Origin of the sequence: Paenibacillus lupini, assembly GCF_011761355.1 — a bacterium.
Taxonomy (GTDB): Bacteria; Bacillota; Bacilli; order Paenibacillales; family Paenibacillaceae; genus Pristimantibacillus; species Pristimantibacillus lupini.
This window is the reverse complement of record NZ_JAASRW010000013.1, coordinates 61,471-76,848: the sequence shown is the minus strand read 5'-3', so window position 1 is coordinate 76,848 and position 15,378 is coordinate 61,471. Positions and strand designations below refer to the sequence as shown.

Genomic DNA, 15,378 nt, shown 5'->3' with positions numbered 1-15,378 from the left:
ACCCCTTGAAGACGACGAGGTTGATAGGTTCGGGGTGGAAGCACAGCAATGTGTGGAGCTGACGAATACTAATCGGTCGAGGGCTTATCCTACAAACTTTCTGAAGGAAAGTTACTTCGGAAGCATATGCTTTGACTTAAGGAGAATAAAAACTTTCGCATCCAGTTTTCAAGGCGCAAATCCTTGAATAAGCTAACGCTTACGTTTGGTGGCGATGGCGGAGGGGAACCACGCGTTCCCATACCGAACACGACCGTTAAGCCCTCCAGCGCCGATGGTACTTGGACCGCAGGGTCCTGGGAGAGTAGGACGTCGCCAAGCAATAAAGAGCCTGTCGCATTATGCGGCAGGCTTTTTGTTTTGTTATTGATGATAATAAGAGGCTTCATTTTTCTGAAGTCGAAGGATGCCGTCCTTACGCTGCTTACGGAAGGTGAGGGATAGGAGCATCCGGGGGATGATTAGCCATAAGTGCCAGCAAAAAATGCTAATGAAGAGTGATGGTTCAATCCATGGATAGGTGATAGCAACAGCACATAGGCCGATCCAGAATAGATGGCGGTGTACACGGCGGAATAGTGCTAGACGAATATCATTTGCTGGCTTGAAGCCAAACCAAGGTGGGGTGATTCCCCATATCCATCGCCGGTCTACGGCATCCTCTACTCGAATAAAGGCAAGCAATAGGATGATGAGGTGAAGGACCTGTACGATGGCGAATCCGATTAACCAACTGAACAGACCATCCTTGCCATACATAAGAAGTTGAAAGCCAAGCAGGATCGCTGTAATTAGGATATGGCTTTGGATAAGCTCAGGACGAATAACTTTTCTTCGGACAAGCTTATATTGATAAATAGTAGCTGCCTGTTGTTCTAATAAGGATTGACGCATTTTTTACATCCCTTCGTGATTTTGAGATATCGCTTTCTTAGTATATCGGTTATTTTGGATTCACCAATTAGGCGGATACTGCATACGATATATAAATATTTGAAATGGGCTATGAAACAAGTATAAACCGCTAGAATAAGTGCCATAATAGTAGCTATATAGAATGACAGAAAGGCGGGAAAGCTATGTTAGAAGATCGCCAACTTCACTGTAGTATATGTGGGGAGCATAAGGCAGAGGGTGAAGGGATTCGTATTGTTTCCGGGTTTATTTGTGAGACATGTGAATCTGAGATGGTGCGTACAGACGTGAAGGACGCCAAATATCCTTTCTTTATTCATCAAATGAAACAGATTTTTATTGAGAAAAATGCCTGAGCGGATTCTATTATAGGATGCCGCTCTTTTTTTGTGCAGAAATCCGTTACAATAGATGAAAAAGATAGAAGGGAAGCTTTTTTCACCATGAAACATTTGCAGGCCCCGTTATTTCAAGCTCTAGTACGACACTATGAAACAAGTCCGGTAAGCTTCCATGTACCGGGCCATCGATATGGACAAGTATATGAAAATGAACATGATATAGAGAGTCAATGGCTAGCAACGATAATGAAACTGGATACAACAGAATTGTCTTCTACCGATGATCTCCACCACCCGGAAGGTGCAATTGCGGAAGCCCAGAAGCTTGCTGCAGAGTGTTTTGGGGCAGAGGAAACCTTTTTCCTTGTAGGTGGAAGTACGTCTGGGAATCTTGCAATGATTCTGGGTGTGTGCGAGCCGGGAGACCTTATCATTGTCCAACGGAATGTACATAAGTCGGTTATAAACGGGTTAAGACTAGCGGGAGCTAAATCCGTATTTGTTATGCCTCGTATGGATGAGGAGACAGGTCTTGCAACTACTCCTTCTTATGAGGATATTCGACAGGCTCTCGAGCAATATCCGGAGGCCAAGGCGGTTATGCTTACAAATCCGAATTATTATGGCATGAGCACGAATCTGCGAAGCTATGTGGAGCTAGTCCATTCCTATGACAAGCTACTGTTAATAGATGAGGCACATGGTGCACATTTTGGATTTCATCCTTCTTTTCCTGAATCAGCTATTCAGGCTGGTGCAGATGCCGTTGTACAGTCTACGCATAAAACATTATCTGCTTTAACGATGGGAGCGATGCTGCATATACAAGGTAGCCGTATTCCAAGAGAAGCTATTCGTAAGGCACTTTCTGCAATACAAAGCTCCAGTCCTTCTTTTCCAATTATGGCGTCTCTTGATGTTGCACGTGTTATGGTAGATCGTTATCGGTCTACATGGTTCGATAAGGGGTGTGATTCAGCACAGGCTTTTCGGAGCTGGATAGATAGAGAGGGACGAGCTTTAAGAGTATTGCATACAGAAAAAAATTCAACAGCGTACGATATACTGGATCCATTACGAATTGTATTATGGGATGAAACAAGGACATATTCGGGGTTTGAACTGCAAAGAATGCTTGAAGAACAGGGCTGCTGGGTGGAGATGGCGGATCTAAGGCATGTCGTCCTTGTATGGGGAGGCCAGACAGGGGATGAAGATAGACTTAAGCTGCAGGCGGTCTGTACGCTTATAGAGCAGATGATTAAAGCTAATCCTGCAAAGAGCGGAGAGAGGAAAGTTTCAACTGTATTTTATCCGGGTAATGGTAATCCAATTGGATTAAAGCCAGTAGAGTGGAGTAGAAAAAGCAGACAGTATCATAGAACGCCTTTATCGGAGGCTGAAGGTTTTGAGGCTGCGGAAATGGTGATCCCTTATCCTCCTGGCATTCCTATTGTGTATCCGGGGGAAATGCTGACAGCTCAGCTTATTCGTTATATTTCGGCATTAGCTGAGACAGGAGCTAAATTTCAGGGCGCAATCGACAGCACGATGCAGACAATTGCCGTATATCCTCGCTAATTAGGTGAATTTAATTGTACAAGGGTAGTGGCTTTGTTAGAATATAAGTAATACATCTTTACCGTAGTAACTAGTTAAGGTTAGGAGCCGTTAGAAGTTGAATAAGGGCATTTTTATTACAATAGAAGGCGGCGAAGGTGCCGGCAAAACAACACTGATTGAGCGGCTGGTGCATACGATGCAGGAACGGGGCAAACGTGTAGTTACGACCCGTGAGCCAGGAGGCATTCCTATTGCGGAGCAGATCCGTTCCGTAATATTGGACCGCAGTCATACTGCTATGGATGCGCGGACAGAGGCTTTGCTTTATGCAGCAGCAAGACGTCAGCATTTGGTTGAGAAGGTAATGCCGGCTCTCGAAGACGGTCAAATGGTTATATGCGATCGTTTCGTCGACAGCAGTCTTGCTTATCAAGGCCACGCAAGAGGGCTTGGGATGGATGAGGTCTGGTCGATTAATCGCTTTGCGGTAGATGGAGCGATGCCCCAGTTGACGATTTATATGGATATAGATCCGGAAATGGGGATAGCACGAATCCAATCGTCTCGCGGGCGGGAAGTAAATCGTTTGGACTTGGAATCGCTTGCTTTCCACAAGCTTGTGCGGGAAGGTTATCTGAAGCTTCTTGAACAATTCCCGGAACGGATCGTACGGGTAAATGCCGAAAATGCGGCTGATGTTGTATTGGAAGAGGTTATTTTGACGATTGACCGTAGATTTTTTCACAGCTGACCTGCAATATACACCGTAGGAATGACTTTGTGCCTGTTCTATTAACCACTTGGGAGGAATGAGGATGAAATTAGTCATTGCGATTGTACAAGATAAGGATAGCAACCGTTTATCGAACGCCCTTGTAAAGGATGGGTTCCGCGCTACGAAGCTTGCTAGTACAGGAGGTTTCCTTCGTGCAGGCAATACAACCTTTATGATCGGTATTGAGGACGAGCGTGTTCATGAAGTACTTCAGGTAATCAGCTCGAACTGTAAAGTGAGAGATCAATTGGTTACACCTGTATCTCCAATCGGTGGTTCCACCGATTCGTATATTCCATTCCCTGTAGAGGTGCAAGTAGGGGGCGCAGCGGTATTCGTCGTTCCTGTTGAGCGATTTGAACATTTCTGATGGAGCGTGTTGAGCGATGAAGATCGATCAAAGCTGGCGTCCGCTTGGCCAAAACCGTACAGGCGGGGATACAGCTACGAAGCCGGCACAGGTGAGAAGCTTCTCCGATGCGATGGTACAGCAAGACGCTCTACGTACGCAGGAACAGCTGCAGCAGAAGCTGGACGAGATTCATAACCAAGGTGAGCGTCTTGCCAGGACGATGACCGTCCGTGAGCTGAAGATGTATCGGCAGATGGTGAAGCGGTTCCTCGAGGATACGGTTAGACGCGGGATAGGGCTTAAAGAGCTACGCGGTTTTGATCGAAGAGGCAGGACCAAGCGTTATAAACTGCTGGATGAAATTGATTCGGCACTAGTATCGATGGCAGAAGAGGTGTTAGACAGCGAGCAAGGCAGAATAGAGCTTCTTGGAAGAATCGGCGAAATCCGCGGGCTTCTAATTAATTTATTGTTTTAAACAAGGTGAAACGGCTCCTCCCCTCTAGTAGGAGGGCGCGTTACATTCCGGAGAATTCTAAGCCCTATTTATAGACAAAGCATATAATAACTTAGAATTAGAGGAAGGATATAGAACAGCAATGAGCATGGAACAAGTAGCCGGCCAATGGAAAGCAAAACGAATATTGAAGCATGCGTTGCAGAGCGGTAAGGTGTCGCATGCTTATTTGTTCTACGGCGCTTCCGGTACAGGAAGAACGGCAATGGCAAGAGCGTTTGCCAAGGCGTTGTTCTGTTCAGCTGGCGGTGATGATGCATGCGATCACTGTTTGGAATGCCGTAAGTTCGAAAATGGCAACCAGCCAGATTTGCTTACGATTAAACCAGATGGACAATCGATCAAAATCGATCAAATACGTGATCTTCAGCGGGAGCTTGCCTACCGGGGAAGCGGTACTTCACGGAAGGTGTATATTGTTGAACGAGCAGAGACAATGACCCTTCAAGCAGCTAACAGTCTGCTGAAATTTTTAGAAGAACCGCTTTCTCCTATTGTTGCGATACTGATTACGGACAATGGACAAGCCGTACTGCCGACGATACGTTCGAGAGCGCAGTGGGTGCCATTCCTTCCGTTCTCCGCAAGTGAGATGCTGCAGACTTTAATCGAAGAAGGTACACCTCCGCTTCTAGCACGAGCTGCTGTACAGCTAAGCTCTGGCTTAGATGGTGCTAGAGAGATTATCCAACAGAATACGTTTGCAGAAATCAGAAACGTAGTGATACAATTAGGAAAGGAAAGTCTGACCCGATTCACCGCGGGGATGATTACCGCACAGCAGCAATTTTTTAAAACGGACCTTGCGAGTGAGACACAGCTATTACTGTCTTTACTTGTATTATGGTTCAAAGACATGATTCAATTTCAGGCCGGAAGGCAGGAAAGTATTGTTTATATAGATCAGTTGGACTGGATAAGCAAGCATGCGTTTAACCGCCCGATCGAGAGCTGGATTTCTTGTATCGAGCATACGCTTGAAGCGGGTAAGCGAATACGTGCTAACGTATCCCCGCAGCTTGCTGTCGAGCAACTATTGGTAAACCTACAGGAGGGCTAAATCCTTGTATAATGTTGTCGGTGTCCGCTTTAAGAAAGCGGGCAAGATTTATTACTTTGATCCCGCCCTGCACCCCGTGGACAAGGACCAACATGTCATTGTTGAAACGGCCAGGGGGATCGAATATGGCAAAGTTGTGGTTGGACAGAAAGAAGTCGGTGAAGCAGACGTCGTCCTTCCACTGAAAAAAGTGATCCGAATTGCCAGCGATGTAGATGCGAAGGTCGTTGAGGAAAATCGTGCGGCTGCTAAGAACGCATTTTCTACTTGTTTGGACAAGATAAAGGATCATCAGCTTAAGATGAAGCTGGTTGATGTGGAATTCACGTTTGACCGCAACAAAATTATTTTCTACTTTACAGCTGAAGGAAGAGTTGACTTCCGGGAGCTTGTAAAGGATCTGGCCAGCGTCTTCCGTACCCGAATTGAACTTCGTCAAATCGGTGTACGTGATGAAGCGAAGATGCTGGGAGGCATCGGGCCATGCGGGCGTGTATTGTGCTGCTCCTCTTGGCTTGGAGATTTCGAGCCGGTATCCATTAAGATGGCCAAGGATCAGAACTTATCGCTCAATCCTACAAAGATTTCGGGGTTATGCGGCCGTCTTATGTGCTGCTTGAAATATGAGCATGACAATTACGAAAGCGTACGGGAGGAAATGCCTTCCGTTGGTAAAATCGTCGTCACGTCTTATGGCGAGGGCAAAGTAACAGGCATCAATGCTTCCACGAAGTCTGTATACGTGCAGTTGTTCGATGTGTCGGGTAAACCGAAGGAGCTGCCGTTAGACGATGTGGTTGTGAAGGAACAATGAACGACTACGTTTGAAGCTCTGGGGTGGAAACTTGGAGAACAAAGAAATATTTAATCAAATGGATCAATTGGAAAGCCAGATGGGTGAGTTCCATGTACATCTAGGCGTATTGAAGCAGCGTGTCAAAGAACTGCTGGAAGAGAATCTGCAGCTAAGCATTGAAAATGAACAGCTGCGCAAAATATTAAAGCGCGAGACATCGCCGAAGCCAAAGTCCGCTGCTAATCGAACAGAAGGACAGGCTACCCCGCCTGCCCGTCGGGAGATTGCAGCCCATGCGGAGGAAGATACGGCTAACGATACATCGCAGCAGGCCGGTCTCGTCGGTGAGGCGCATGATAACTTGGCTAGGCTGTATCATGAAGGATTCCACATTTGCAACGTTTACTACGGGCATTTGCGGACGGAAGGTGATTGCTTGTTCTGCTTATCCTTCCTTAATAAATAATAGAACAATATAAGTTACCGTCCTTGTCATAGAGGGCGGTATCTTTATGTTAGGGGAGTTAGGTCAAAGGTGCAGGAAGTAAAACTAGAAGAGAATGAACGAATTGATGATTTGATGACGGAGACGGGGCTTCGCATTATTCAAAGCAGAGAAGTATTCAGCTTTTCGCTTGATGCGGTGTTATTAACCAAATTCGCTACCATTCCGAAGCGTGGACGAATTATTGATCTTTGTACGGGAAATGGTGTTATCCCGATGCTGCTAACGACAAGGACAAGCGCAAAGATCGATGCGGTTGAAATTCAGCCAAGGCTGGCTGATATGGCAAGGCGCAGCGTAGAGATGAACAGCTTGTCGGAACAAATCTCGATTATTGAAGCCGATCTAAAAATATTCGCAAAAGAAGCTGGAAATGGTATTTATGATGCAGTAACGGTCAATCCTCCATACATGGCTATTCAAGAAGGAGACCAGAATGAAAACGAGCATTATGCCATTGCCCGCCATGAAGTACATTGTACGCTTGATGATGTTGTTCATGCGTGTGCCAGACTTGTCCGCCCAGGTGGTAAAGTAGCGATGGTTCATCGGCCGTCCCGGTTTATCGATATTATAGAGACGATGCGGAAGTATCGGCTTGAGCCCAAGCGTGTACAATTTGTCCATCCGAGAGCGCAGGGAGAAGCGAATATGGTTCTAATTGAGGCGATTCGTGATGGGAAGCCTGAGCTTAGGCTTTTGCCGCCGATTTTCGTATACGAATAATAGATAGCTGCGTTATTGATGAGAGGGAGCTAGCAAATGGTACGGATACAAAAAAGCTTTAAAGATCTGGCTGATGGTGACTATGGGACTTTATATCTGGTTGCTACACCAATCGGGAATTTGGAAGATATGACATTCCGGGCAATCCGGACGTTAAAGGAAGTGCAGCTCATTGCTGCTGAGGATACAAGGCAGACAAGGAAGCTGCTTACTCACTTCGAAATCTCTACTAGGCTGGTCAGCTATCATGAGCATAATAAGCAAGCCAGCGGCAGTGAACTCATCCGTTTGCTGATGGACGGCCAATCCATTGCACTTGTTAGCGATGCAGGGCTGCCAGCGGTCTCAGATCCTGGTGCTGAGCTGGTAGCAGATGCGGTAGAGCAGGGAATCAAAGTTGTACCTATCCCTGGTGCTAATGCTGCGTTATCAGCTTTAATTATCTCGGGATTGCCGACAGATCAGTTTATGTTTACGGGATTTCCTCCAAGGGATAAAAAGCCGCTTGCTGAATGGCTTACTCATCTGAAGCACCAAGAGGGAACCTTGATGCTCTATGAATCGCCTCATCGTGTGAAGAAGACACTTGATGCGATGCTGGAGCATTGGGGCGATCGACGGATCGCAATGGTTAGAGAGCTGACGAAGCGGCATGAGGAAGCAGCACGTGGTACGATATCGGAATGTATGGCTTGGTTAGAAGAGCATCCACCTCTAGGTGAATATTGCCTTATTATAGAAGGGGCCGCTTCTGGAGCAAGAGAAGCAGGAGAGAATGGGGAAGCATGGTGGACAGCGTTAGAGCTTGAAGATCATGTCGCTCATTATGAGAATCAGGGAATAGATCGTAAAGAAGCGATAAAAAAAGTGGCACTAGACCGTGGCCTGCCGAAGCGGGATGTTTATAACGCAGTAAACCGATAGTTTACTGCGTTATAAACGCAAAAAAAGACCTTCCTGGCCGGGTTCTAGCACAGGAAGGCATCAAGGAATATAAAAAGGTTAGAATTAACAAGTTGATGTATTTCTATTATAACCTATTTTTCTTATTTTGTCACAGGAGTAGGCATTTCAGATAAACAAATATGGCAAACAATTTTGCCTTTGAAGTAAGAAACGTTTTCTGCATTGCCACAGAAGATACAAGCAGGCTCGTATTTCTTCAGCATAATACGCTCGCCGTCTACATAAATCTCGAGAGCATCTTTCTCCCCAATACCAAGCGTACGGCGTAATTCAATTGGAATAACAACACGACCTAATTCGTCGACTTTACGAACAATACCAGTAGATTTCATCATAATTTTGTTTCTCCTCTCAGGAAATTACATTTCGTCACTATTCGACATAGTTTTTCTTTTTATGGCTATTATAATACCAACGATTCCCATAATAGTCAACCACAAAAGTCCTTGATAGACCGCGGTTTATGGCAAGTTGACTCTATAGCAAGGTCATATTAATCTTACTATAGAATACATCAGCTTCGACAATTTGGAAACTAATTTACGACACTATTCGACATTCTAGCATAGTTTTGTGTCGAAACCATGAACAAGGAGTTGAAAGGGCGAATGAATCAGCAACTGACCGAAGAGAAAGTATTTAAGGATCCAGTTCATAAATATATTTACGTACAGGATCAGACGATATGGGATTTGATCAATACAAAAGAGTTTCAGAGGCTAAGAAGAATTCGCCAGCTTGGAACCTCTTATTTAACGTTTCATGGTGCCGAACACAGCCGATTCTCCCATTCTCTTGGAGTCTATGAAATAACGAGAAAGATCATTTCACAGTTTGAGCGTAATCATTATCCGGACTGGCCGCAGGAAGAAAGACTTTTGGCCCTTTGCGCTGCTTTACTGCATGACGTTGGTCATGGACCGTTCTCCCATTCACTAGAGCAGGTGTTCGATACGCATCATGAGCAGTGGACCTGTGCGATCTTGCTTGAAGATACAGAAGTTAATCGCGTGCTGCGCCAAGTGTCAGATGATTTTCCAGAAAAAGTGGCATCGGTTATCGGCAAGACTTATCCAAACCCAATCGTTGTCAGCCTTATCTCCAGCCAAATGGATGCAGACCGGATGGACTATTTGCTGCGTGATGCTTATTTTACCGGTGTTCATTACGGGAACTTCGACCTGGAGCGAATATTGCGCGTCCTGCGTCCTTTTCAGGGTAAGATGGTTGTGAAAGAAAGCGGCATGCATGCCATTGAGCATTATTTAATGTCCCGTTATCAGATGTATTGGCAAATCTATTTCCATCCGGTTACACGGAGCTCAGAAATCATATTGCGGCAAATTACTCGTCGGGCGAAGGAGCTGTACGAGAGCGGTTATACCTTTGCATGGATGCCGGGACCAATCAACAAACTTCTAGATGGTACGATTACAGTAAAGGATTATCTGAAGCTGGATGAGGCTTATATGCAGACGATCTTCGCTCAATGGGCGGAGGAAGGAGATTCTCTTCTTGCCGAGCTATGCGACCGGTTCCTCAATCGCCGATTGTACAAATACATTACACTTAGTGATCCAGGAGACTCTTTATTAGAAGAAGCAGCTCAGCAGTTTATCTCCATTGGTCTTAATCCGGATTATCATATGGAAATTGATTTTCCATTTGACCAGCCTTATGACATATATCGCCCTGATGCGAAAAAAGGCGGGAAAGAGGATAAAGCGCCGATTCTGCTCTTAAATGACGATAACAGCTTAAGCGAAATATCGGTGAAATCCGACATTGTTCGTTCCATCAGCGGCCTGCATCAAGGGCAGTACCATATTTATTATCCGATCGAGCCACTCCTTGCTTCGGCTCATCAATTAAGTGCTGAAGTAAGGGAGCTTTTCAAAATTTAAAGGCTTTATATAGAAGGAGAATGCAGCAAAGATGATATCTTTATTCGACACACACACCCATCTGGACGCTTCACAATTCGACGGCGACCGCACAGAAGTTATCGAACGAGCACGTGCAGCCGGTGTCGATCTTATGCTCAACATTGGCTTTAACCGAGAGACAATCCCGACCACCATCGAGCTTGCAGAAAAGTATGATTTTATCTACGCGGCAGTTGGCTGGCATCCAGTAGACAGCATCTATATGGAACCGGGGGATCTGGAATGGATCGAGCAGCTTTGCTCTCATCCAAAGGTTGTTGCGATCGGAGAAATTGGACTTGATTACCACTGGGATACGTCACCAAAGGATGTTCAGCACCGTGTATTTCGGGAGCAGATCCGCCTCGCTCGGAAGCTGGGTAAGCCAATTGTCATTCATAATCGGGATGCTCATGAGGACATCGTTCGTATTTTGAGGGAAGAAAAAGCATCTGAAGTTGGAGGGGTCATGCATTGCTATTCCGGCAGCTGGGAAACGGCAAAATTATGCCTCGATATGAACTTCTATATTTCCTTCGGAGGGCCTGTCACTTTCAAAAATGCAAGGGTGCCAAAAGAGGTGCTTGCACAGGTTCCACTTGACCGTATATTAATCGAAACCGACTCTCCATATTTGGCTCCTCATCCGTTCAGAGGGAAGCGAAATGAGAGCTCATATGTGTCTTTAGTCGCAGACATGGCAGCGGAGATAACAGGAAAATCTAAGGAGGAAATTGCATTTATTACAAGCACAAACGGTAAAAAATGTTTTGGTATTGTTTAAAAACGGACTAAAACCACTGAAATAAAGACTATAGCGGCGATAAAACTCTTTTTAATTGGCGGAATCGGCTTTATTTGCCTTCAGAATGCTAAAATTTCGTTAAAATCGTCTTTTAACGCGTCTTTACAATTGTGTGGTCAGGAAGGTATCATTTTTCTCAGAGCTTTAACTTTTGTATTGGATTTCCAGTTTACGCTTAATCTCCGAATCGGAGAGCGGGGGAACCAACGTCGGCAGATGCAGGGCTAAGAAAGCAAGTTAGCATCATGCGGCGCATTGAATTCTTCAGGGGTGAATTTTGCGGCGATTGCCATGAGCATTCGAACCGTGGATAGGGCAGCTCTCTCGCCCGAACCCGTCAGCTAACCTCGTAAGCGTCTATAGAGAGCGATCAACCTCGTGTATTTACCTTTTCCTGAATGTTTGACTACCCAGGAAGCCACGATCAGATCCTCTGTCGAAGGCTTCTTTTTATTTTCGCTTTATGCGGAAATAGTCTTTCGTAGGGGTAGATCCAGGAGGTGTGAGGAAGTAACACTGGAGCGTGCTCGTCACGCCAATATACTTAATAGTCACGTCAATGTATCATGCGTAACAGATTGGCGGCGGGGCTATGAAGGAGGACCGATTGAAGTGGGCATGAACCAAGTTATGGAGACCCATGGGAAGCGATCATCCAGCATGACTTTCGCAATGCGATGGAAGCATGAAAATTTGCGTTTAATTGTTCTGAGTGCAATTATCTCAATCGCTATGACTTTCATGTTTTTGGTGTTGTTGTACGGATCGGCTGATAAAAGCGTATCCGTAGTAGTGAATGGACAAGAGACCGTTGTGAAGACAAAACAATGGGTCCTGCAACGCCTACTGGATGAACAAGCTATTACGGTAGGGCCACATGATGAGGTGTCGTCACCTCTAAATGCGTCCATCAAAGACGGAGATCGCATTGAAATTAAACAAGCGGTTCCGGTTACTGTAAAAGCAGATGGCAAGACATCGACGGTGTACACGACAGAGAAAACAGTACAGGCGGCGATCGGGAAATTAAATATTCCTGTTCGCGATCAAGATAGGGTTAACCCATCTCTAGACACGGCCGTTTCGAAGGCGATGACAGTTACCGTTACTCGCGTCGATACAAAAGTGTCGGAAACAGAACGGACTTTGCCGTTCTCGATCGTGAAGAAACAAGATCCAACCCTTGATAAAGGGAAGGAGAAGCTGGTGCAATCCGGCAAGAATGGCCTTGTGATTGAACGCGTGGAGAAGAAGTATGAGAATGGTGTTCTTGTCTCCTCCAAGCTGGTCGACAAGGTTGTGCAGACACATACGGTAAGCCAGGTCGTAGCTATCGGCTCGAAGAAGGATGTACATACACTCTCAAGCAATGCGAGCACGGCCTCGTATTCGAAGAGCGGAGTCACCTTTAAAGCCAAGAAGATTCTGAAGAACGTGACGTTAACCGCTTATTCAGCCGGTGTAGCTTCTACGGGCAAAGATGAGAATCATCCAGGGTACGGCATTACGGCTTCCGGCGCGAAAGTGAAGGAAGGCCGCACGATTGCGGTTGATCCGGATGTTATTCCAATCGGCTGGTGGGTATACATCGAAGGCATTGGCTTCCGCAGAGCGGAAGATACGGGCAGTGCCATCAATGGAAACAAGATTGATGTTTACTTCGACAGCACAAGCTATGCCAATAAGTTCGGCCGGAAAAAAGGGTATACCGTTTACGTACTTGGTCCCAATAAGCCTTCCGCAAGCTAATTGCTTCATGCTATTATTTCGATGATAAATATGCCATTATAAGAAGAGGCGCTGCCTCTTCTTTTTGTGTGTATAGGTGTGGAGCAGTTACATTCTTACTGACGCAAAAAGATGAGTGAAAGTTGCTGGAGAAAGGAATGTTCGCTTGTGATTAAGGAAATTATTGTGGTGGAAGGCAAAGATGATACAGTCGCTGTAAAGCGGGCTGTTGAAGCAGATACGATTGAGACAAATGGCTCTGCCATCGGCGAGGATGTGCTTAAGCGCATTGAACTGGCTATGGAACGCAGAGGCGTTATTATATTCACAGACCCTGATCATGCTGGTGAGAGAATTCGCAAAATTGTAGCTCGGCGGGTGCCCGGCTGCAAGCATGCTTTTTTGCCACAGGAGAAGGCTATGTACAAGGGTGATATCGGCATTGAGAACGCCAGTCCTGAAGCCATTCGTCAGGCGCTCTCCGAGCTTCGAACAGAGGAGCCTGCTGGTGTAGGCGATATTACGTGGGAGGACCTGATGGAAGCGGGGCTTATTGTTCATCCGGATGCGGCGAATCGTCGTCTTCAGATGGGGAAGCTGCTTGGGATCGGGTATGCGAACGGCAAACAGTTTTTCAAGCGTTGTACAAGCTTCCGAATCTCCCGAGAAGAGTTTGCAGAGGCATTGCGTACAATGGAACAGGGACAGGAGTGATCGGAGCATGAACGGAAACGATATGAAGGCGATTGAAGTTGCAACGCCAAAGCGTACGAAGGAAATTATTGCGAAGTACGGGTTCCAATTCAAAAAAAGCTTGGGACAGAACTTTCTGATCGATCAAAATATTTTGAATAAGATTGTAAATGCAGCAGGACTAGACAAGACCAAAGGCGCCTTGGAGATTGGACCAGGTATCGGTGCGCTGACTCAGCATCTGGCTGCTGAAGCGGGTAAGGTAACGGCGATTGAGATCGACAACCGCCTCATTCCGATCCTGGGAGATATTCTGGCGGACGAAGAGCATGTGCAGGTTGTGCATGGTGATGTGCTTAAGCTGGATCTGAAAAAGCTGTTCGAGGAGCACTTCGGGGATGTGACCGGCGTCAGCGTGGTGGCGAATCTGCCGTATTACGTGACTACACCGATTCTGATGAAGCTGCTGGAAGAGCGTCTGCCGCTCGAGAACATCGTCGTGATGATTCAGAAGGAAGTAGCTGAGCGGATGGCGGCTAAGCCAGGTGGCAAGGAATACGGCAGCTTGAGCGTAGCCGTGCAGTACTATTGCGAGCCGTCACTTGTGTGCATCGTGCCCCACACGGTGTTTATTCCTCAGCCGAATGTAGACTCGGCTGTGATTAAGCTGGCGGTGCGTGAGAAGCCGCCGGTGGATGTGGAGGATGAGGCGCATTACTTCCGCATCGTCCAGGCGAGCTTCGCCCAGCGCCGCAAGACGCTGGCGAATAATCTTACGGCGTTCGTGGGTAAGGAACGCCGTGAAGAGATGACGCAGCTGCTGCATAGCTGCGATATTGACCCTATTCGTCGAGGAGAGACTTTATCCCTCGACGAATTCGCCCGCATCAGCCGCGCTTTCTTGGCGGCGGGCTGGCGCTAGTATACTCGGCCTCACGTTAGGCTGAGCCATGTAAAGCCGGCGGCGAGCCATATCGCCGCCGGCTTTTTATTTGGCCGCTCGCAGCCGCCGCTTTACGCCCGCCATCATAATCATACCTCCGCAAACGCCCCATCATGCGCATAAACCTACTTAATGCCTGCGAACACCCACCGCACCACTCAGCCACCGCTGTAGCACGGAAAAAGCGACTTAATCACCTGCTAACGACCATCGCCCTACCAAACCGCCACTGTAGTACGGAATTCTCTCCTGTTGCCATCTTAGGGGAGCACAATAGTCTAGGCGTGGTGGCGCGCCCGTCTGGGCAAGAAGAGGGGCTGAGAACAAATAAGAAGGTGATTTGATGCGACAGCGGGAGGGACGACTGGGGGCGCAATGCAATCGATTAAGTGCTAATGATACTGCTGCAGATTGCCTAGGAGTCTAAAAGGGCACTGATGCAGCATATCCGCGTTTTATTCACAGTCGCGGCTTGCCGCTCTTAGATCATCCTGAGCGCCACTGAGTGGTGCTCATTAACCTCTGCGCCGTGTTAAATGGCGCATGAACTAATTTGTGCGCATGTGCAGCCCACGCGCAGCACAATGGCGGGCACATGCAACGCCCGCCTCAATCGACGCCGCGCTAAGCGAAGCAGCACGGCATTCCCCTGTCTCCCACAAGGAATGTGGGAGACAATTGGGACGCGTAGGCTACCCGCAAGAGAAGGGGTAAGGGGTATCTCCCTTAAGGAGCGGAGCGTCTGCCTTTGCCTGTACATTGCCACCC

The 15,378-nt window shown here is 46.9% G+C and carries 17 protein-coding genes, 2 rRNA genes and 1 riboswitch; of the genes, 17 read left to right on the top strand and 2 right to left on the bottom strand.

The window, feature by feature from the left end:
• Positions 1–92, top strand: a 23S ribosomal RNA gene (locus tag FHS17_RS29095); the annotation flags it as partial.
• Between the two features lie 112 nt (positions 93–204).
• Positions 205–321 (top strand): 5S ribosomal RNA (gene rrf, locus FHS17_RS29090).
• 42 nt (positions 322–363) lie between these two features.
• Here rrf and FHS17_RS29085 read toward each other — a convergent pair.
• Entirely contained in the window at positions 364–894 is a 531-nt protein-coding gene (locus FHS17_RS29085) for a transposase (RefSeq protein WP_167282777.1), read from the bottom strand.
• Between the two features lie 185 nt (positions 895–1,079).
• Here FHS17_RS29085 and FHS17_RS29080 point away from each other — a divergent pair, with 185 nt between their 5' ends.
• From FHS17_RS29080 to rsmI, 10 genes are all read left to right on the top strand, one after another.
• Positions 1,080–1,271, top strand: a complete 192-nt coding sequence (locus FHS17_RS29080; RefSeq protein WP_167282775.1) for a sigma factor G inhibitor Gin — start codon at positions 1,080–1,082, stop codon at positions 1,269–1,271.
• 87 nt (positions 1,272–1,358) lie between these two features.
• Positions 1,359–2,837 (top strand): aminotransferase class I/II-fold pyridoxal phosphate-dependent enzyme, encoded by a 1,479-nt coding sequence (locus FHS17_RS29075; RefSeq protein ID WP_167282773.1) that lies wholly within the window; start codon positions 1,359–1,361, stop codon positions 2,835–2,837.
• A 97-nt stretch (positions 2,838–2,934) separates the two neighbouring features.
• Positions 2,935–3,570 carry a dTMP kinase gene (gene tmk, locus FHS17_RS29070; RefSeq protein WP_167282771.1) on the top strand — a complete coding sequence of 212 codons (636 nt, stop codon included), beginning with the start codon at positions 2,935–2,937 and terminating at the stop codon, positions 3,568–3,570.
• A gap of 64 nt (positions 3,571–3,634) precedes the next feature.
• Positions 3,635–3,964, top strand: coding sequence for a cyclic-di-AMP receptor (locus tag FHS17_RS29065; protein WP_012772016.1), 330 nt, complete (start codon positions 3,635–3,637; stop codon positions 3,962–3,964).
• 16 nt (positions 3,965–3,980) lie between these two features.
• Positions 3,981–4,424, top strand: coding sequence for a YaaR family protein (locus tag FHS17_RS29060; RefSeq protein WP_167282769.1), 444 nt, complete (start codon positions 3,981–3,983; stop codon positions 4,422–4,424).
• A gap of 121 nt (positions 4,425–4,545) precedes the next feature.
• A complete protein-coding gene (holB, locus tag FHS17_RS29055; protein WP_167282767.1) occupies positions 4,546–5,523 on the top strand; it encodes a DNA polymerase III subunit delta' in 978 nt (325 codons plus the stop codon).
• 4 nt (positions 5,524–5,527) lie between these two features.
• Complete coding sequence (locus FHS17_RS29050) at positions 5,528–6,337, top strand: PSP1 domain-containing protein (protein ID WP_167282765.1); 810 nt, start codon at positions 5,528–5,530, stop codon at positions 6,335–6,337.
• Positions 6,338–6,368: 31 nt separating this feature from the next.
• Positions 6,369–6,785 carry an initiation-control protein YabA gene (locus tag FHS17_RS29045; RefSeq protein ID WP_167282763.1) on the top strand — a complete coding sequence of 139 codons (417 nt, stop codon included), beginning with the start codon at positions 6,369–6,371 and terminating at the stop codon, positions 6,783–6,785.
• A 69-nt stretch (positions 6,786–6,854) separates the two neighbouring features.
• A complete protein-coding gene (locus FHS17_RS29040; RefSeq protein WP_167282761.1) occupies positions 6,855–7,550 on the top strand; it encodes a methyltransferase in 696 nt (231 codons plus the stop codon).
• Between the two features lie 36 nt (positions 7,551–7,586).
• Positions 7,587–8,474 carry a 16S rRNA (cytidine(1402)-2'-O)-methyltransferase gene (rsmI, locus tag FHS17_RS29035; RefSeq protein ID WP_167282759.1) on the top strand — a complete coding sequence of 296 codons (888 nt, stop codon included), beginning with the start codon at positions 7,587–7,589 and terminating at the stop codon, positions 8,472–8,474.
• Between the two features lie 122 nt (positions 8,475–8,596).
• Here the strand turns inward: rsmI and FHS17_RS29030 are convergent, their stop codons facing one another.
• Positions 8,597–8,851, bottom strand: coding sequence for an AbrB/MazE/SpoVT family DNA-binding domain-containing protein (locus FHS17_RS29030; protein ID WP_028609554.1), 255 nt, complete (start codon positions 8,849–8,851; stop codon positions 8,597–8,599).
• Between the two features lie 273 nt (positions 8,852–9,124).
• Here FHS17_RS29030 and FHS17_RS29025 point away from each other — a divergent pair, with 273 nt between their 5' ends.
• From FHS17_RS29025 to rsmA, 5 genes are all read left to right on the top strand, one after another.
• A complete protein-coding gene (locus FHS17_RS29025) occupies positions 9,125–10,420 on the top strand; it encodes an HD domain-containing protein (RefSeq protein ID WP_167282757.1) in 1,296 nt (431 codons plus the stop codon).
• 31 nt (positions 10,421–10,451) lie between these two features.
• On the top strand, positions 10,452–11,225 hold the full coding sequence (locus FHS17_RS29020; RefSeq protein ID WP_167282755.1) for a TatD family hydrolase: 774 nt from the start codon (positions 10,452–10,454) through the stop codon (positions 11,223–11,225).
• A gap of 183 nt (positions 11,226–11,408) precedes the next feature.
• A riboswitch (cyclic di-AMP (ydaO/yuaA leader) is annotated at positions 11,409–11,618 on the top strand.
• Between the two features lie 240 nt (positions 11,619–11,858).
• Positions 11,859–12,995 carry a ubiquitin-like domain-containing protein gene (locus tag FHS17_RS29015; protein WP_341805939.1) on the top strand — a complete coding sequence of 379 codons (1,137 nt, stop codon included), beginning with the start codon at positions 11,859–11,861 and terminating at the stop codon, positions 12,993–12,995.
• Positions 12,996–13,142: 147 nt separating this feature from the next.
• Positions 13,143–13,688, top strand: a complete 546-nt coding sequence (gene rnmV, locus FHS17_RS29010; protein WP_167282753.1) for a ribonuclease M5 — start codon at positions 13,143–13,145, stop codon at positions 13,686–13,688.
• Between the two features lie 7 nt (positions 13,689–13,695).
• Positions 13,696–14,589, top strand: a complete 894-nt coding sequence (gene rsmA / locus FHS17_RS29005; protein ID WP_279590399.1) for a 16S rRNA (adenine(1518)-N(6)/adenine(1519)-N(6))-dimethyltransferase RsmA — start codon at positions 13,696–13,698, stop codon at positions 14,587–14,589.
• Positions 14,590–15,378: the final 789 nt, after the last annotated feature.